The organism is Sporosarcina sp. P34 (genome assembly GCF_002743375.1).
Lineage (GTDB): Bacteria > Bacillota > Bacilli > Bacillales_A > Planococcaceae > Sporosarcina.
Genome location: NZ_PDZC01000004.1, coordinates 156,799 through 173,326, shown reverse-complemented (window position 1 = coordinate 173,326; position 16,528 = coordinate 156,799). Strand labels below are relative to the sequence as shown.

General features: G+C 39.4%; 19 protein-coding genes. 16 read left to right on the top strand and 3 right to left on the bottom strand.

Going from position 1 to position 16,528, the window contains the following annotated elements:
• Nucleotides 1-78: 78 nt before the first annotated feature.
• The 10 genes from CSV63_RS09010 (at nucleotide 79) to CSV63_RS08970 (ending at nucleotide 8,744) form a co-directional block, all read left to right on the top strand.
• The gene (locus CSV63_RS09010; protein WP_099695541.1) at nucleotides 79-633 is read left to right on the top strand and encodes an NADPH-dependent FMN reductase; all 555 of its coding nucleotides are present in this window, start codon (nucleotides 79-81) and stop codon (nucleotides 631-633) included.
• A gap of 936 nt (nucleotides 634-1,569) precedes the next feature.
• Nucleotides 1,570-1,722 (top strand): hypothetical protein, encoded by a 153-nt coding sequence (locus CSV63_RS16490; protein WP_158233938.1) that lies wholly within the window; start codon nucleotides 1,570-1,572, stop codon nucleotides 1,720-1,722.
• Nucleotides 1,723-1,735: 13 nt separating this feature from the next.
• Nucleotides 1,736-2,203 carry a cytochrome c oxidase subunit II gene (locus CSV63_RS09005; RefSeq protein ID WP_099695540.1) on the top strand — a complete coding sequence of 156 codons (468 nt, stop codon included), beginning with the start codon at nucleotides 1,736-1,738 and terminating at the stop codon, nucleotides 2,201-2,203.
• Nucleotides 2,204-2,215: 12 nt separating this feature from the next.
• Nucleotides 2,216-3,886, top strand: coding sequence for a cbb3-type cytochrome c oxidase subunit I (locus tag CSV63_RS09000; RefSeq protein ID WP_099695539.1), 1,671 nt, complete (start codon nucleotides 2,216-2,218; stop codon nucleotides 3,884-3,886).
• Nucleotides 3,887-4,134: 248 nt separating this feature from the next.
• Nucleotides 4,135-4,626 carry a DUF4825 domain-containing protein gene (locus tag CSV63_RS08995; protein WP_099695538.1) on the top strand — a complete coding sequence of 164 codons (492 nt, stop codon included), beginning with the start codon at nucleotides 4,135-4,137 and terminating at the stop codon, nucleotides 4,624-4,626.
• 106 nt (nucleotides 4,627-4,732) lie between these two features.
• Nucleotides 4,733-5,782: a threonine aldolase family protein gene (locus CSV63_RS08990; RefSeq protein ID WP_099695537.1), complete on the top strand. Its 1,050-nt coding sequence runs from the start codon at nucleotides 4,733-4,735 to the stop codon at nucleotides 5,780-5,782.
• A gap of 67 nt (nucleotides 5,783-5,849) precedes the next feature.
• Nucleotides 5,850-6,116 carry a hypothetical protein gene (locus tag CSV63_RS08985; RefSeq protein ID WP_099695536.1) on the top strand — a complete coding sequence of 89 codons (267 nt, stop codon included), beginning with the start codon at nucleotides 5,850-5,852 and terminating at the stop codon, nucleotides 6,114-6,116.
• 282 nt (nucleotides 6,117-6,398) lie between these two features.
• On the top strand, nucleotides 6,399-6,833 hold the full coding sequence (locus CSV63_RS08980; protein ID WP_099695535.1) for a hypothetical protein: 435 nt from the start codon (nucleotides 6,399-6,401) through the stop codon (nucleotides 6,831-6,833).
• 277 nt (nucleotides 6,834-7,110) lie between these two features.
• On the top strand, nucleotides 7,111-7,764 hold the full coding sequence (locus tag CSV63_RS08975; protein ID WP_099695534.1) for a VTT domain-containing protein: 654 nt from the start codon (nucleotides 7,111-7,113) through the stop codon (nucleotides 7,762-7,764).
• A 371-nt stretch (nucleotides 7,765-8,135) separates the two neighbouring features.
• A complete protein-coding gene (locus tag CSV63_RS08970; RefSeq protein WP_099695533.1) occupies nucleotides 8,136-8,744 on the top strand; it encodes a serine/threonine protein kinase in 609 nt (202 codons plus the stop codon).
• Between the two features lie 62 nt (nucleotides 8,745-8,806).
• Here the strand turns inward: CSV63_RS08970 and CSV63_RS08965 are convergent, their stop codons facing one another.
• Together CSV63_RS08965 and CSV63_RS08960 are read right to left on the bottom strand one after the other, a co-directional pair.
• Nucleotides 8,807-9,319: a DegV family protein gene (locus CSV63_RS08965; RefSeq protein ID WP_255408919.1), complete on the bottom strand. Its 513-nt coding sequence runs from the start codon at nucleotides 9,317-9,319 to the stop codon at nucleotides 8,807-8,809.
• Between the two features lie 405 nt (nucleotides 9,320-9,724).
• The gene (locus CSV63_RS08960; RefSeq protein ID WP_099695532.1) at nucleotides 9,725-10,504 is read right to left on the bottom strand and encodes an MBL fold metallo-hydrolase; all 780 of its coding nucleotides are present in this window, start codon (nucleotides 10,502-10,504) and stop codon (nucleotides 9,725-9,727) included.
• Between the two features lie 130 nt (nucleotides 10,505-10,634).
• Between CSV63_RS08960 and CSV63_RS08955 the strand changes: the two genes are divergently transcribed.
• From CSV63_RS08955 to CSV63_RS08945, 3 genes are all read left to right on the top strand, one after another.
• Nucleotides 10,635-11,045, top strand: coding sequence for an Lrp/AsnC family transcriptional regulator (locus CSV63_RS08955; RefSeq protein ID WP_099695531.1), 411 nt, complete (start codon nucleotides 10,635-10,637; stop codon nucleotides 11,043-11,045).
• A gap of 422 nt (nucleotides 11,046-11,467) precedes the next feature.
• Nucleotides 11,468-11,890, top strand: coding sequence for a DUF1801 domain-containing protein (locus CSV63_RS08950; RefSeq protein ID WP_099695530.1), 423 nt, complete (start codon nucleotides 11,468-11,470; stop codon nucleotides 11,888-11,890).
• A gap of 95 nt (nucleotides 11,891-11,985) precedes the next feature.
• Nucleotides 11,986-12,654 carry a DNA alkylation repair protein gene (locus CSV63_RS08945; RefSeq protein ID WP_099695529.1) on the top strand — a complete coding sequence of 223 codons (669 nt, stop codon included), beginning with the start codon at nucleotides 11,986-11,988 and terminating at the stop codon, nucleotides 12,652-12,654.
• A 717-nt stretch (nucleotides 12,655-13,371) separates the two neighbouring features.
• Here the strand turns inward: CSV63_RS08945 and CSV63_RS08940 are convergent.
• A complete protein-coding gene (locus CSV63_RS08940) occupies nucleotides 13,372-13,914 on the bottom strand; it encodes a hypothetical protein (RefSeq protein WP_099695528.1) in 543 nt (180 codons plus the stop codon).
• Nucleotides 13,915-14,461: 547 nt separating this feature from the next.
• On the opposite strand from CSV63_RS08940, the gene CSV63_RS08935 reads away from it, so the two are divergent.
• The 3 genes from CSV63_RS08935 (at nucleotide 14,462) to CSV63_RS08925 (ending at nucleotide 16,527) form a co-directional block, all read left to right on the top strand.
• On the top strand, nucleotides 14,462-14,716 hold the full coding sequence (locus CSV63_RS08935; RefSeq protein WP_029053583.1) for a GlsB/YeaQ/YmgE family stress response membrane protein: 255 nt from the start codon (nucleotides 14,462-14,464) through the stop codon (nucleotides 14,714-14,716).
• Between the two features lie 155 nt (nucleotides 14,717-14,871).
• A complete protein-coding gene (locus CSV63_RS08930) occupies nucleotides 14,872-15,219 on the top strand; it encodes an ArsR/SmtB family transcription factor (RefSeq protein ID WP_099695527.1) in 348 nt (115 codons plus the stop codon).
• 15 nt (nucleotides 15,220-15,234) lie between these two features.
• A complete protein-coding gene (locus CSV63_RS08925; RefSeq protein ID WP_099695526.1) occupies nucleotides 15,235-16,527 on the top strand; it encodes an arsenic transporter in 1,293 nt (430 codons plus the stop codon).
• Nucleotide 16,528: the final 1 nt, after the last annotated feature.

The window sequence follows — 16,528 nt, the reverse complement described above, 5'->3', positions numbered from 1 at the left end:
CTATACCACTTTTAAGTGCGTACTTTTAAATGTGATGATTACTGGTAATATTAAAACTGAAAGAAAGGATGATAGTAAATGACGAAAATTGGTATTTTGGTTGGTAGCCTACGGAAAGAATCTTTTTCTAGAAAAATTGCGGCTAATGTTGCATCTCTATTCCCTGAAGGATATGAAACAGAATTTGTCGAAATCGGAAATCTGCCATTTTATAATGAGGATGTAGATGGTGAAAATAATGTCCCAGCAGAATATACTTCATTTCGTAACACAATAAAGGAATTTGACGCTATTTTATTTGTAACGCCAGAATATAATCGTTCTGTACCTGCTGTATTAAGTAATGCATTAGACGTAGGTTCACGTCCTTATGGAGCGAGTGTATGGAATGGTAAACCGGCAGCAGTTATCAGCCAATCTCCTGGTAATTTGGGTGGATTTGGTGCAAACCATCATTTACGTCAAATCCTTGTAGCCTTAAATATGCCAGTAGTTCAACAACCGGAAGCTTATATTAGTAATGCTGCAGCTTTATTGGATGAAAACGGCAAAGTCAAAGATCAAGGAACTGTTCAATTCTTACAATCATTCGTTGATGCATTTGTTCATTTGATTAAGAAAAATCAAGCATAAGGAAACTGTGATTCCGTACAACAATAAGCGAAAACACAACTCGATAGAATTAAAAAGAAAATCGATGAGCTACATAATCAAATGAAAAGCAATAACGGGTAAGTAGGCCATACCTCAATTATCAGGCGATCGAGTCAAATAACAGAAATGGAATTCGGATCGATTTGTTGAAGTTTGGCATCATTATTCGATCCCACACCTCAAGAATAGAGAGTCGGTGCTGTGAATTTAAATCGATCTTTTCAAATCCTTGAATAGTGGATAAAGAAGTACAATCATACTACGTTGTGTTTGCTGTGATGACAAGCAGATTATTCTGTCGTGCCCACGGAACCTCGGAAAAAGCTGAATTAAGAAATAGTTGTACTTTAAGTGACTGACGCGATGACTAGCGCCAGTCACTTTTTTATGGTTACCGATCAATCACATTATTTTTATCAAGTTAGTTAATTTCTCTGTACGTTATTTCCTTGAAAACTAAAATATTAAACTTGATGCACGTCAAGGTTTACGTCTTCTAAGTGATTCATACTAAAGCTAGGGGTTACGCAACTCGTAGTAAGGACCTTGATCAATGAGTGTGAGAGTCAAAGCCGAGTTCACTTCTTATATCGCAATATTGAACTGAGGGTATTATATAGTTTAAATAGAAAACGGCAAGAAACTCCTTGATTACGTGATCTTAGCAGTGGACCATTCATTTGAAGTTATTCATATATAGTATTGAAATCATGAAGGCTAGCATACTTATTATTATAATTATTAGAATATTCATATTAAATGTGTTATGTTTGTCCCATCTTCACTAGTTGCTCTTTAGGTAATGTGGCGAATTTTATCAAATGTACACTAGCATTGTCGTTCATAGATCATAGTTTGGATTACACAACTGCTTTATATATTCTCGACAATCATTTACTAATAGGGGGGAGTAAAATGAAAAATTCACCGAGCAAACAAGTGAGCAAGGAAGAAGTAGTGGATGAAGGTTCCTTCAGAAATGCCATGTATGCTTCTATTTTATTCGTCGGTGGCGGTATCGCGTTCTTTTGGTTGATATTATTTATTATCTTTTCAGTAAGACTATAAAGGAGGTATTCAAATGAAAATGCATCGATATGAAAAAATCTGGCTTTTCTTAGCGGCTTCCATGTTGGTCATTGCAGTAGTGTACAGTGGCGTGCAGACCTTCGCATTAGGGCAAGGTCCTCCAAGTGGAGTAGGTATGATTGATCCAGAAAAAGTTGAAGAGACAGCGCCATTTGATAATCCGGGCATTTCCAAAATTGGTGAAAATGAATATGAAGTGGTCATGATATTACGCGCTTTTTCGTTTGAACCGAACGAAATTGAAATACCCGCTGGCGCAACTGTTCATTTTAAAATGACTTCCGTAGATGTCATGCATGGGTTTCAAGTAATTGGCACAAATTTAAATGCGATGATCATGCCAGGACATATTCAAGAAGCGAAACAAAAGTTTAAGAAGCCCGGGGAATACTTAGTAATTTGTAATGAATACTGCGGTATAGGCCATCAATTAATGAGTATGAAAATCATAGTTAAATAGGGGGTGAATGATATGGAAGAAATTGAAAAGCAAAGTAAACTCCGTAAGATGTCAGGAGGAAACAGGTTAGATTCACGTCTTACATTAACGTATTTCGCAATAGCTTTTGTCACCTTGTTAATAGGAGGACTTTTAGGTTTACTCCAGGGACTTAACCGTGCGGGATTACTTGAACTACCTACAAACTTTAATTACTACCAAGTCTTGACGGCACATGGTATTTTATTAGTTTTAGTGTTCTCTGTTTTATTTGTCATTGCGTACTTTTACTCAATTCTTTCTCATACGATGGACGGTTTATTTCCAATCGTTAGAAAGATGGGCTGGATTTCTCTCGTTACCATGCTTATAGGTGTAGTATTTGTCATTACGACTGTCGTCATGGGTACCGCATCTGTTATGTATACATTTTATCCGCCTATGAAGGCGTCACCTTGGTTCTATGTCGGGTTATTCATTGTCGTTGCTGGCATATGGATCGCAGCATTCGGCGGATTTATTCAAATCGCCAAGTGGAGAAAGAGAAATCGCGGTCAACATATACCATTACTAGCATTCTTTGCGATGGGTGTTTTCACACTTCTATTCTTCGGAAGTCTTGGTGTGACAGCAGAAGTGTTGATGCTGATACCGTGGGCGTTTGGTTGGACGGAAACGATTAATGTGATGCTCAGTAGAACATTGTTTTGGAGCTTCGGCCATACGTTCGTAAACATTTGGTACTTAACCGCAGTTTCATTATGGTATGTAGTGGTACCCAAAGTGATTGGAGGTAGATTATTCAGTGATACGTTAACGAGGGTAGTGGTCATACTGTTAGTTGTTTCAAATATTCCAGGCGGTTTCCACCATCAAATTGTGGACCCGGGAATGTCAGAAGGAATTAAACTAACGCATGCGCTGATGAGTATGGTGATCGGCTTCCCATCCTTAATGACAGCATTTGCTATGTTCTTCGTCTTTGCTCGAGTCGGGAAGAAGAAAGGCGCGAAGGGAGTTTTCGGTTGGATTACCAAGATGCCATGGGGAGACGTGCGTTTCCTTGCTCCTATGATCGCGATGATTTTCTTCATTCCGGGCGGAGCAGGCGGTATTGCGCAAAATGCGAATCAATTGAATCAAGTCGTTCATAATACGCTGTGGGTTGTAGGTCATTTCCATATAACAGTCGGCGTGACAGCGGTGTTGACCTTCTTCGGTGCGATGTATTGGCTCATACCGTATTTATCCAAGCGAACACTGACTCCAGCGATGAATAAATTAGGCGTGATTCAAACACTTATTTGGACTCTTGGAATGGTGTTCATGGCCGGAGGAATGCATACAGTAGGACTTCTAGGGGCGCCACGAAGAACGTCTTACACAACATATGGCGATAGCGCGACTGCTGCAAGTTGGGATCCATACTTACTTTTGTTAGCAGTAGGAGGAACATTATTAACTATAGGTCTCGTACTGATTGTCTATATTGTCTTTAATTTAATGTTCCTTGCGCCGAAAGGAAATACAGAATTTCCAATTGCGCAAGGTGAAGATAATGCAAGTGAAACACCGAAGTGGACAGAACGGTGGAGTGTGTGGATCATGATCATGCTGTTCATTGTTGCGTTTGGCTACGTTTTCCCTTTAGTTGATATGATACGAAACGCACCACCAGGATCCGCGCCATTTATCACTTGGTAGGCGTGATTTTTCTAAAAGGGTACTACGATATGTAGGAAAGTTGGCAAGCAACATAAAAATCTAAACAATCGAGTAGAAGAGAGGAAGTAGTATTACTTCCCTCTTTTTTTTACTGTAAATGGATAAATGATTTGGAAGACGGAATAGTTATAGCGTAAAATAGAATAGAAATCCTTGAAAACCCAAATAACGTCTATCGTCATGATCATTGAGCGATAGAGTAAAACATATTAAGGAAGGAGACTCCAATGAAAAACTTCACAAAATATTTTTTGTCTTCATTCATACTCCTGCTTTTCTTAACTGGATGCAGTTCCACAACCAATCAATCAAGTGAAGATCTATTCCAATACAAAGGATCATTTATTGGTGATAACAGTGCTGTCATCCATATAATAGAACAACTGCGTGATGCTGAAAAATTTGAGAAAGTTTCGCTTGAAACCAAAACAGCACCTTATGGTATGACGATCAAGTATGAAAATATGGACGCAACGATCGGAGAAAGTGAATATAAAAAGACAGCAATTTATAATGCTAGCTATTTATTCGCGCTCATCAATAATGCGGAGTGGGCTAGCTTTGAATTTGAAGGCGACACCTATACAATTCATAAAACGAAATTGCAGGACTGGTATGGGAAAGAGTTAAACGACTTTACGAATGAAGAGGAATTGGATGGTTTCATTCAAGAAAAATTACAAGATGACAGTGAAGTGCAACAGCTGTTTATGGAATAAAAAATGGAAAATTCATCATTGTAAGAACAATATAAGATGTAACAGAAATCCATCATTCTATGGTATACTTGCAGAAAAAATCAGGCATATTTGGAGATGGACAACGATGATACGATTTGAAAATGATTATACGGAAGGCGCGCATACGCGAATTTTGCAACGATTGATCGAGACAAATGAGGAACAAACTCCGGGATACGGGATGGATGAACATTGCGAAAAAGCTAGAGAGCATATTCGTAGAGAGTGTGAAGCGCAAGAGGCAGATGTTCACTTTTTAGTAGGGGGAACTCAAACGAACACGACCATCATCGCATCGATTTTACGTCCATATCAAGGCGCAGTCGCTGCGGAGAGTGGACATATCGCGACACATGAAACAGGTGCTATTGAATCTACTGGACATAAAGTACTGACTGTACCTAGCGAGGACGGGAAAATTACAGCGGAGCAAGTAAAAGAGCTAGTGGATGCCCATTGGAATGACGCAAGTCCAGAGCATAGTGTACAGCCGGGCCTCGTGTACATTTCGAACCCTACAGAATATGGAACGACTTATACTAAAGCGGAATTGGAAGCTTTGAGTAAAGTGTGTGGGGAATGCGGGTTGCCATTAGTACTGGACGGTGCCCGACTTGGGTATGGGTTGGCTTCGGTGGATAATGATATCACGTTAGCAGATTACGCTAGACTATGTGATGTCTTCTATATTGGCGGGACGAAAATAGGTGCGTTGTTTGGTGAAGCGGTTGTCATTACCAATGATTCATTGAAAAAAGATTTTCGATACTTTATTAAACAACGTGGCGGCTTGCTTGCTAAAGGGAGACTATTAGGCATCCAGTTTGAAACGTTGTTTGAAGATGGGTTGTACTATGAAGTTTCAAAACATGCGGTGGACATGGCATTGATCCTTCGACAAGCATTTAAAGAGAACGGATTTGCATTACGTTATGATTCGACAACTAATCAGCAATTTCCGATCTTGCCGGAGTATGTCATGACGGAGCTAAGCAAAAAGTATTCATTCACGTTCTGGGAAAAAGTCGATGCTAGCCATAGTGCGGTTCGTTTTTGTACCAGTTGGTCTACTAAGAAAGAACATGTCGACATGCTCGTCCATGATTTGAATCTGCTATGCATTACCTCCAACTAGTAACTAGTTGGAGTTGAATAGCAGTAGATGTTAACATGGTACCAACTCTAGTAGAGGGGGTTCGTTTATGAATACGGATGGACTGTTGATTTTAGCGCTCACTGTAACAAGCGTAGGATTCTTATTGTTGATTCTAGGGCAAGCCAAACAAATTAGAGTATTAAAGGAAGAGAATCAGAGATTGCGCCCCGTCGAAAGTCAGGATGAATTAATCGCTGATGTGCATGAAAAATTAAAAACTCTTGGTGTCGTAAAAACTGTGAAGTACTTGAGGGAATATAAAGGCATGTCGATGGTAGATGCCAAGCGACTTGTGGATACTATTAAAGAATAACTAGAGAAACTCTAGTATTATACGTTTTACATTCATTAATGGAGAGTAATGAATACAGTGAAATTTGACGTTACAAGATGCAGTTCGTTGGTTCAACTGACAGCTCATCTTTTTGTGAGACCTTACCGTTTTTGGCGAGGTCTCTTTTATGTGGTTGTATGTCACGTAGTCGTGCACCCAGACTGTAGATTCGCAGTCAAGAAAGCTATGGAACAGAACCGTTTATTTAGAAAATGCGCGGGAATAGATAACCAAAAACCTTAACGAAAAGAGGGGGAGCAGATGAAGCAATTTTTGCAGTTGATCGGCATAGGAATTGTCGGTGGTGCCGTGTTGGCGCTACTCATGCTTGTCATATGGGCTATAACAGGAAATGAAGCGTATATTTTGCTGTACAATGTAGATTACATTCCCATCATTCATATCTTTTCGCACGTCACTTGGTTCGGCATTATCTTTCACTTCGTCTTTTGTATTGCCAGCGTATTGGGACTGTTTTACCTATTGAAGTTTCTCAAATGGCAATATAATATGTGGCCGTATGTTGTGGTGTACACAGCGGGAAGCGGAGTATTGTATTTTCTTACCTTGCTGACCGACCGGCCGCCAGCAGCGGATGACGGTATGGCATGGTTGTACTGGACAGCGAGTCATTTGATTTTCAGTGTGCTCGTTGCTAAGCTCGTCATCCGATACGTTGACCGTGGTCGTGTGTAGCGTATCTTTGATTCAATTGTATGGAAAATATAATAAGTTGGATGAACTTACGGGAATCCATGGTATATTTAATTAACCTCATAAGTAGGCGCAACCGCTTATTATTCAATTCCCGTTTGCTTTTAAATGGGAACCGAATCCTAATTATTTTACTTGCTTGGCACTTTTCAAGGATAAATACCTTATGCCGAACGTAAAGTAGATAGATAGTGTGTATACATCTAGTATTCTCACTTGCGTAGCGACGAATTCATTTTACCAAAAAAGGAGCCGTAACATGAACCTCATTCAAGGACTAATCAGCTTTATCTTGCACATTGATGAACATCTAGTCGATATTATTCAAATATTTGGTGGCTGGTCGTACGTCATCTTATTTTTAATCGTTTTCATTGAAACGGGGATCGTCATATTTCCGTTCCTACCTGGAGATTCCCTGCTGTTCGCAGGCGGTGCCTTTGCGGCGCTAGATGCCTTTAATATTTGGGTGCTTGTCGCAGTCTTCTTCGTTGCAGCGGTCATAGGCGATACAGTGAACTACCATATTGGACGTAAAGTGGGCATGTCGATTTCTCCTGGCAGTTGGCTAGGAAAAGTCATAAACCAAAAGAAAATGAAAGCCGCGGAGACGTTCTTTAATACACATGGCGGAAAAACCATCCTGATTGCCCGCTTTATGCCGTTTGTCCGGACATTCGCTCCGTTCGTTGCGGGAGCGAGCCGTATGAATTACCGGTACTTTGCTTTCTATAATGTCGTGGGAGCAGCTTTTTGGGTAGGTTTATGCACGATGCTAGGATATTTATTCGGAAATATTCCCATTATTAAAGAAAACTTTTCCACGGTGTTGCTTGCAATCATCATTTTATCTGTCCTGCCTGCGTTGATCGGTATGGTAAAAAGTAAATTTAGCAGTCAGCCTGCAAGATGAGAAAAATTAGTAGAAGATGTACTAGTGAAACGTTTGATGGAATAACGGGTTAAGCATAAAAGTAATTGGTTGTTTTATCACAATGTGTCAATGAATACCTATGCATGCTTAGTTAGTTGACATCTAAGCCGGTTCAAATTATAGTGAGCCTATACTATTTATACGAACACTTCCGTTAAGGGGAGTAGCTATGACAGTAAAAGTCGTCAACACGGGATGGAAGTCCTCGGCTTTACTGGCAACTTACGTTGTTTGCGAGACCTTACCAATTATTTGGTGAGGTCTTTTGTAATTTTAACAGAGACATCCAAGCCACTAATTGGTTTTGATGTCTCTGTTTTGTTTTTTTGAAAATTATTGGAGGTTATGTTTTGAGTATATATCAGGAACTTGTGGAGTCGATCGTCGTGAATAAAAAAAATCGTCTGATAGACTTTCATCCATCTTTGCAGCTCGCTGGAACAGGGAGAAGTGCGTTTGTTTTCCGAGTCAAATCCTCGAACAAGGCAATTAAAGTATACTTTCCAAATTCCGTGTACATCGCGAAGGAAGAAGCCGAGATTTATCAAACACTCAAAGGTATTCACTATTTCCCCTGCATTTATGAAACAGGTGCGAATTACGTAGTGATGGATTACGTCGAAGGGGATACACTTTTTGATTGTATGACGAATGGGCGAGTCATTACAGACGCTCATATTAAAGAAATTGATTACGCATTATCGCTAGCAACCGACGCAGGTTTAAATCCTTCAGACATTCATTTACGCAATATATTGATCACGCCTGACGATCGGGTGATGCTGATTGATGTGGCGCGGTACAGACAGCAAAAAGACTGCAAACAGTGGAGTAATTTGAAAAAAGCCCATCGTCAATTTTATAGTAAACGATTCTTTTGGAAGAAAGTCCCGGGTCCGTTTTTGAATGGTGTAGCGTTCTTGTATAAAAAGGGACTTATACCATCGTATCGGTTATGAAGAATGTCATGGAAAAAATAAGAAGGGGCCGAATTCACAATGGATTCGGTCCCTTCTTATATTTAATACGTATCCCAGCTTAATCCCGTCGTTCCTTCACCTGCATGTACGGCCACACAAGCACTAAGTGAAACGACTTGAACGTGTAAAGTTGGAAATTCCTTCAGTAGCTCATTCTTCCATATTTCAGCGTCATGTGCATTATGGCAATGAATAACTGCTACTTCTGGTACAGAACCGTTTTCCATATCGGTACGGAGTAGGGAAGTGACATGTTTTTTTTCCCGCTTCACGGACCGCACTTTTGCTATCATCACGGCTTTTCCGTTCTCAAAACTAATGAGAACTTTTATGTTCAGCAAATTACTTAAAAAAGCTTGTGTTCCTAAAACGCGACCACTTTTATGCAGTTGGCCTAGACCAGCTGGGATAAAGGATAATTTTGAATTTGAAGTCCTAGCAGTAAGAGCTTCCACCACTTCTTCTGGTTCTTTACCTTCTGTAAACAGTTCATTGCCCATCTCGATCCTTTTAACCATCGGAAATGAACCAATTTTCGAATCAATCGGATACACAGGAACATATGTTTAAAGAGGAGAATGAATAGTAGTGTAGGGATTAACGGAGGTGCTTACAGACGTGGTTTGTGGAGAGTTTTTACCCTCTGGTTGAAGAAAAAAGTAGCTGTCAGATAATAACGGGTTCGGTACATGAGGAGAAAGAGATAAAAGGCATGTCATATGGGGAGGCAATTCATACATGATTTAGTGTCCCTATTTTTGTTGTCTCAATGTTTCAGGCGACTACTGATAGTAAATCGCAGTAAAATTGGTGGCTAGAATAGTTTCGTGGAAAAATATTCTGAGTTAATTGAAAACACCGAAGGGAACAAAGTACTTTGAGCTAAAATAGACTATAAGAGTTTGTTATTACAGGTAATAACAAAAAAACAGACAGAAAAATATCTGTTTGTTTTTATTTTAAAATGAGTATGATTCACCGTCATCTGGTACTAAAACATTAGCTGAGATTCCTTTTTTATTAATAAAGCTTATTAATTCTTCTCTTGATAATGTCCAATGATTGACAGCTTCCATATGAACCGAAATAATTCTTGCGTCCGGAGCAGCCTTATAGACATCATAGACATCATCTTTCCCCATTACTAAAGAACCGCCTACTAAGAATTGATTATCTCCAGCATTTACGACAATAATTTCAGGCTTATGTGTGTTAATTACTTCCTGAACGGCATCATACCAAACCGTGTCTCCGGCAAGATATAATGTTTTCTCCGACGAGTGTTTAAAAACAACTCCACATACGTAGCCAGCAGCTTTTAAGATTTCGCCTCTTCCGTGTTCGCCTTTTGTTTTTGTCAATTGGACATCCTCAAAAACGGTATCCTCTTGTAAAACCTCGACATTTTGGAAACCAGCATTGCGTATTTCTGTTGCATCTTCTTCATTTTGGGAGAATAGTTTAATTTCCTTTGGTAATGCTCTTATAGCTGCCATATCCCAGTGATCAGGATGCAGATGAGTGACGATGACTGCATCAATATCTTGGATAATAGTCTCAATGGATGTTGGTAAGCTTACCAAAGGATTCTTCTGATCGTGTCTTGGTGCATCAGGTAAGCCTACCTCAGGTCCAAAAGCAGGCAAAGTTCCTTTTTCTGCTAACATTGGATCTATTAAAAACTTTTTACCTGCGTACTGAACAACGAGTGTAGCGTTGCGAATAAGTCGTATCTTCATATTTAATTAACTCCTTTTTTTGAGATATTCTTTGAACAATATATAGTCTATACTATGACCCATAGACGGATACATAGATAAAATAAAGTCTTTTGGCCGATTCACTTTATTAATGAAAGGAGTTAAATAAATGTTAGATAATACGGATATAAAAATCTTAGAAGAACTCTCCAGGAACAGTCGAATTACAATGAAAGGATTGGGTGAGAGAGTACATTTGACTGGACCAGCTACTTCAGCTAGGGTGGCAAGGTTAGAGGATTTGGAAATTATTGAGGCTTATACAATTAAAGTTAACCGAGTCAAATTAGGTTTTAATATACATGCATTTATCACGATTATTACAGAAAGTATTTTTCATCAACCTTATCTGTCATTTCTAAAAACGCAAGAGAAATATTTAATAAATAATTATAAAATCAGTGGAGATGGTTGTTACATTCTCGAATGTAAATTCCCATCCACAGGATTAATGAGTCAATTTCTGAAAGAATTAAATGACTATGCAAACTATAAATTATCGATTGTTATAGATAAATAGCAATCCTATAACACAGGTTGACGACTTAATATATTTATTCCATTAACGGGTGCGTTTGTGAAAGATGCTGATTTGTAATCGCTTAGTTGATCTTCGCTACAGCTGGCGACTCTCAAGAGGATTAGCGAGAGCCGTAACGAAGAACGGCTTTTGCGAGTGAAGCGTAGCGAGAAGGAGCACATCTTTGCTTTGACAAGTGAAACACCCGGCGAGCAACGCGAGGGGTGTGGTTCACTGCCCGCCCTCGGGAACGCGTCCGGTTGGAGCGCAAGTCAACGAATCTTAACCACTTTGCCTTTATCGGATGCGATTGCTTTATAAGTGATCGTGTCCAGATCATGTAAACGGGACATTTAATTTACTATTGATAAAAATTGTATAAACAAGTATATATACTGAGAGTAGGAGAGGGGATTGTATATATGAATGAACCGAAGATGAAAGAAAACGAAAATAGTGTAACTGACTTTATTGAAAGTGTGGAAAATGAGAAGAAGAAGATCGATGCCTATCATTTATTAGCTATCTTTGAAGAGGTGACTGGTTACGAAGCAAAAATGTGGGGTCCTAGTATAATAGGGTTTGGTAGCTATCACTATAAATATGTATCAGGACGCGAAGGGGATGCGCCTTTAGTGGGTTTTTCACCGAGAAAGAAAAAGATTAGCCTTTATTTAGACTATGAAAGTGAAGAAAGAGAAGAATTATTAGAAAACTTCGGTAAACACACGAAGAGTAAGGCTTGCATTTATGTAAATAAATTAGCTGATATTGATGCCAATGTTTTAAAAGATTTAATTAAACATACAGTAGAAAAATATCAGAGTCTTAATCCTTATGAATGAGGTAATGCTTACATTATTCTATAGCCGTGAATGCTTGTTGAATATGCGACATTTGCATTATTCAACAAATGGCTCTACTAAAGGAGTTGTATAAAATGGATGAAAAAAAAGATGTACAATTAAAATCCTCTTCAAAAGCAGAAAATATTCTATCTCAGATTAATAGTAACACTAAGCTAGGCGACTTAAGAAAAATCGCGAAGGGCATTAAAAAAGATCACGAATTAGCTATGGAACTTTGGTCAACGGAAGAGTTTTTGCCCAGACTACTAGCAATTTTAATTATGGACAAAAAACTTCTTTCACAAGATGTACTAAATAAGCTGGATCAAGATATGCAGAATCATTCTTTTGATGAGCGAAATTACTTAATGGATTGGTTAATGGCTAATCAGCTCGCCAAAGACAAGAAGAAAATTGCATTGATGGAGTCATGGCAAAATAGTCCTTCTGCTCTTCAAAGGCGGACTTTCTGGTATTATCAAGGGCGATTGAGATGGACTGGACAAACACCGCCGGATAACACCGCAGACTTGCTATCTGCATTAGAAGCTAGAATTACGCAGGAAGAACCGGAAGTTCAATGGGCTATGAATTTCACCGCAGGCTGGATAGGCGTTTATGATGAAATTAATCGTGCACGTTGTATTAAACTGGGTGAGAAGACGGGTCTTTACAAAGATGAAGTAGTATCAAAAGGATGTACTCCCAACTATTTGCCGGAGTTTATTACGATTGAAGTTAACAAACGACAAAGTAAGTAGTTATCTCTAAAGGATGTATTAGGGTTTAATGCAAAAAATAAAGAAATTCAAAGCCTCAATGTGAAAATTGTCATGAGCTTGGACCGAAAAATATAGAAAACATCGCGTTATGGCAGCCAGTTAGTGAAATATGCAAGGAAGATGTAAAGGATTAACCCACTCTCTCTTGTAGTCTCTAAGGTCCTTGTCTTTAAGAACAACAAATTTTCATTTGCGCAGTACAACGATAAAAAACTTCCACAATCGGGGCCGATTGTGGAACAAGTGATACGAAATGTATTTTATGAAATAAGATAAATGGAAAGAGGCTGGGACATAATTATCTCACCCCGTTTCCTTGCACTCCGAAAGGCACGCTTTCCGAGGGGCGTGGCTTGAGCCAAGCGAACAACGAAGGGTTCGCTTTGCCGTATTTCTGTGTACTTTGCAGAAATTAAGGCACCTGTCCAGGGTCTCAAGACGCACGCTGATCCTTCAGGAGTCGGCCTTTCTCCGTTTCGGTACACTCTGGCACTCTAAAAAATATTTACTGATAAGAACAGAAAAAAGCGTAAAGGACTCATTCCCCTTACGTTTTTTCTGTTCTGTCCCAACCTCTTTCTTTGCTTCTTTATGGTTAATTCATCTATAAAACATGTGCTGAATCGGTTGTTATTTGACTTGTTAGTATCGTTTCTCTCTCCATCAACCGAACCAATTAGTCTGGTAAAGCGATCTTTATTTTTCAGCATCAGGCGTTAATTTCACACTAGAAGGTTTGTAAAACTGATCCACTAAGTTATAAATAGTGATCAGTTCATAGAGAACGACAAACTCGGGTGGGAATTGGCTTGGATGTCTTTCCTCACTAGTGGTGATTTCCTTATTGTCGTCCCAGAATAGGTCAGTAATGTTTTTTAATTGCGACGCATGCTTCTTCGGATTGTAGTCAATGGAATGCGTTAAGTCGTCGGCAAGCTCCGTTACAGCGTGCATGATTCGATCGCGTTCTGCCGGCGTCCAGGAAATGTACTGTTCCGGTATGTTCAATAAAGCACCCAAATGATATTCGAGATTATGTAGAAATAATAACTGTTTTTTAGCCATGAGCAGTTCTTTTTCTTTCCCTCTGACCCACGGATACAATTTGGATTCATTACGTTGAAAATGAATCAATGCTTCGGTTTTCCTAATTTCTTTCGTAAGTTGCTTGGTAGTCTCTAGCTCATTTAGATGGTTTGTGTGTGCGTCATATATAATCGTTCGGAATGTTCGTTCCAATATAGTTCCCGCTCGCTCACTAATACGTTGGATATTTTCTACAATATCTCTTCTGTGGTTAGGTGGGAAGACCAACATATTCACTACGGTGGACACGAGCAAACCAATGGTAGTCATACCGAGTCGAATAAAAAAACAAATTAGTAGTTGCTATGGATGACTTCGACCATGGCGACCGCTGTCAAAGTGGCAAACGCTGCTAATGTATAGGTAATCGGGAATTCCCGGAGAGCGTGATAAAGAGTACAGCAAATACCAGGGGCAATTAAACCATTTACAAATAATAGCTGTTAAAGAGATCGCATACCGTTATAACCTCCAATTCTTATTACGTATGTTAAGTACTGTAGTACATTATATCATCCGCTACCATCGGAACGTACGAGCGGTACTTTTCGCACAAATATACCTACACAGATTTTTATTTGGCGAATACTATGCTGTAACAAGGAATAGATTGCTAATAAGGTGTCACTCGATTACTTCATTATCCTGTTCGCAATTTGAGTACTAAATACGTTTGAAAATAGGAGAAGGGGTGTGTGAAATGAGTATCCTTTTATATTTAATAATTGGCGGTGTGATTGGATGGTTTGCTAGTCTGATTATCGGCAAAAGTGTCCCAGGCGGTATCGTCGGCAATATTATTACGGGAATCATAGGTGCGTGGATTGGCGGGAGTTTATTCGGCAGTTGGGGACCGCGCTTAGGAGAATTTTATGTTGTACCTTCTATTGTAGGGGCGCTGATTTTTGTCATAGTTGTCAGTTACATTATGAAGGCGGCTCGGAAAAGGCGATAACTAGATAGGTAAGGGGTTCCTACATTGTCAGTATGACGAGAGGGAGCCCTTTTTCATTGACTGGAATACATAAAACGATGAGGGCTGTATTTATTATTCCACTTGCGTATATAAGCATATCATTATATGCTAGTGAAGAAGTGGAGGGATGGACTATGAATACACTTGTTACGGTTGATCTACAACGCGCATCACGACTATTAAAATTGCTAGGAGACCCCACACGGTTGACGATGATGAAGTTACTCAAGTCACATGAATGCTGTGTTTGTGAATTTGTTGCGATTTTTAAAATGAGTCAGCCAGCGATTAGCCAGCACTTACGTAAACTTCGAGATATTGAGTTGGTTAAAGAAGAACGTAGAGGTCAATGGGTTTTCTTCTCGATCAATGAAGATCATGAAGATTACCCGTTTATTCAAAGCATCCTTGAACAGCTTCCAGAACAGAATGAATCTATCGCTGAATTGGAAGCGCAAGGGCTTCGGATTTGTTGTGAATAAGGAGGAGAAAGTACGTTGGCTATAACTGCATCATTGATTTTCATCATCACACTTATTTTTGTCATTTGGCAGCCTAGAAACTTCTCGATCGGATGGTCTGCCTGTATTGGTGCGATCATCGCATTGTTAGTTGGGGTAGTGAACTTCCAAGATGTTATGGATGTAACTGGGATTGTATGGAATGCTACGCTTGCTTTCATCGCGATCATCATTATTTCCTTAATCTTAGATGAAATTGGTTTTTTCGAGTGGTCGGCCCTACATATGGCTAGATTAGCCAAAGGCAGCGGTATTCGCATGTTTATTTATGTCAGTCTTCTAGGTGCAGTCGTTGCCGCTCTGTTCGCAAACGATGGGGCGGCCCTTATATTAACGCCCATTGTACTTTCAATGGTACGAAATTTGAATTTCAATGAAAAAATGATTTTTCCATTTATTATGGCCAGCGGTTTTATCGCTGACACTACTTCATTACCATTAGTCGTAAGTAACTTAGTGAATATTGTTTCAGCAGATTTTTTTGATATTGGATTTGTTGAATATGCATCTAGAATGATCGTCCCGAATGTATTTGCATTAGTTGCCAGTATTTTAGTGTTGTTGTTATTCTTCCGTAAAAGTATTCCGAAAGACTATGAAGTATCAGATTTAAAAAAACCGAAAGATGCGATCAAAGACCTCAAGTTGTTTCGACTTGCTTGGGTAATTTTAGGTGTATTACTTATAGGATATTTCTCTAGTGGGTTTACGGGGTTGCCTGTATCTATCATTGCGGGGCTTACGGCGATATTCTTTATGGCTATGGCACAAAAAAGTCCAGCTGTTCACACGAAACAAGTGCTTAAAGGTGCACCTTGGGCGATCGTATTCTTCTCTGTTGGGATGTATGTTGTAGTATACGGATTGCGTAATGTCGGTCTAACGGGTGTATTGGCGGATGTCATTCAAACGGCAGCCGATCAAGGACTCTTTGTCGCAACGATTTCGATGGGCTTTATTGCAGCGATACTGTCATCACTTATGAATAATATGCCTACGGTCATGATTAACGCGTTAGCAATATCGGACACAACTACGACAGGTCCTATTCGCGAAGCGTTGATTTACGCAAATATTATTGGATCTGATTTAGGTCCCAAAATCACACCAATCGGTTCATTGGCCACCTTATTATGGTTGCATGTACTATCTCAAAAAGGTGTGAAAATTTCTTGGGGTAGCTATTTTAAAATTGGTATTATTCTAACAGTCCCTACACTCCTGATTACGCTAATCGGACTGTATCTATGGCTGTCAATTATACAATAAG

Bases quoted from the DNA above. Each gene is read 5' to 3' on its own strand.
- CSV63_RS09010 (WP_099695541.1), top strand. From the start codon at position 79: ATGACGAAAATTGGTATTTTGGTTGGTAGCCTACGGAAAGAATCTTTT.
- CSV63_RS16490 (WP_158233938.1), top strand. From the start codon at position 1,570: ATGAAAAATTCACCGAGCAAACAAGTGAGCAAGGAAGAAGTAGTGGAT.
- CSV63_RS09005 (WP_099695540.1), top strand. From the start codon at position 1,736: ATGAAAATGCATCGATATGAAAAAATCTGGCTTTTCTTAGCGGCTTCC.
- CSV63_RS09000 (WP_099695539.1), top strand. From the start codon at position 2,216: ATGGAAGAAATTGAAAAGCAAAGTAAACTCCGTAAGATGTCAGGAGGA.
- CSV63_RS08995 (WP_099695538.1), top strand. From the start codon at position 4,135: ATGAAAAACTTCACAAAATATTTTTTGTCTTCATTCATACTCCTGCTT.
- CSV63_RS08990 (WP_099695537.1), top strand. From the start codon at position 4,733: ATGATACGATTTGAAAATGATTATACGGAAGGCGCGCATACGCGAATT.
- CSV63_RS08985 (WP_099695536.1), top strand. From the start codon at position 5,850: ATGAATACGGATGGACTGTTGATTTTAGCGCTCACTGTAACAAGCGTA.
- CSV63_RS08980 (WP_099695535.1), top strand. From the start codon at position 6,399: ATGAAGCAATTTTTGCAGTTGATCGGCATAGGAATTGTCGGTGGTGCC.
- CSV63_RS08975 (WP_099695534.1), top strand. From the start codon at position 7,111: ATGAACCTCATTCAAGGACTAATCAGCTTTATCTTGCACATTGATGAA.
- CSV63_RS08960 (WP_099695532.1), bottom strand. From the start codon at position 10,504: ATGAAGATACGACTTATTCGCAACGCTACACTCGTTGTTCAGTACGCA.
- CSV63_RS08955 (WP_099695531.1), top strand. From the start codon at position 10,635: ATGTTAGATAATACGGATATAAAAATCTTAGAAGAACTCTCCAGGAAC.
- CSV63_RS08950 (WP_099695530.1), top strand. From the start codon at position 11,468: ATGAATGAACCGAAGATGAAAGAAAACGAAAATAGTGTAACTGACTTT.
- CSV63_RS08945 (WP_099695529.1), top strand. From the start codon at position 11,986: ATGGATGAAAAAAAAGATGTACAATTAAAATCCTCTTCAAAAGCAGAA.
- CSV63_RS08935 (WP_029053583.1), top strand. From the start codon at position 14,462: ATGAGTATCCTTTTATATTTAATAATTGGCGGTGTGATTGGATGGTTT.
- CSV63_RS08930 (WP_099695527.1), top strand. From the start codon at position 14,872: ATGAATACACTTGTTACGGTTGATCTACAACGCGCATCACGACTATTA.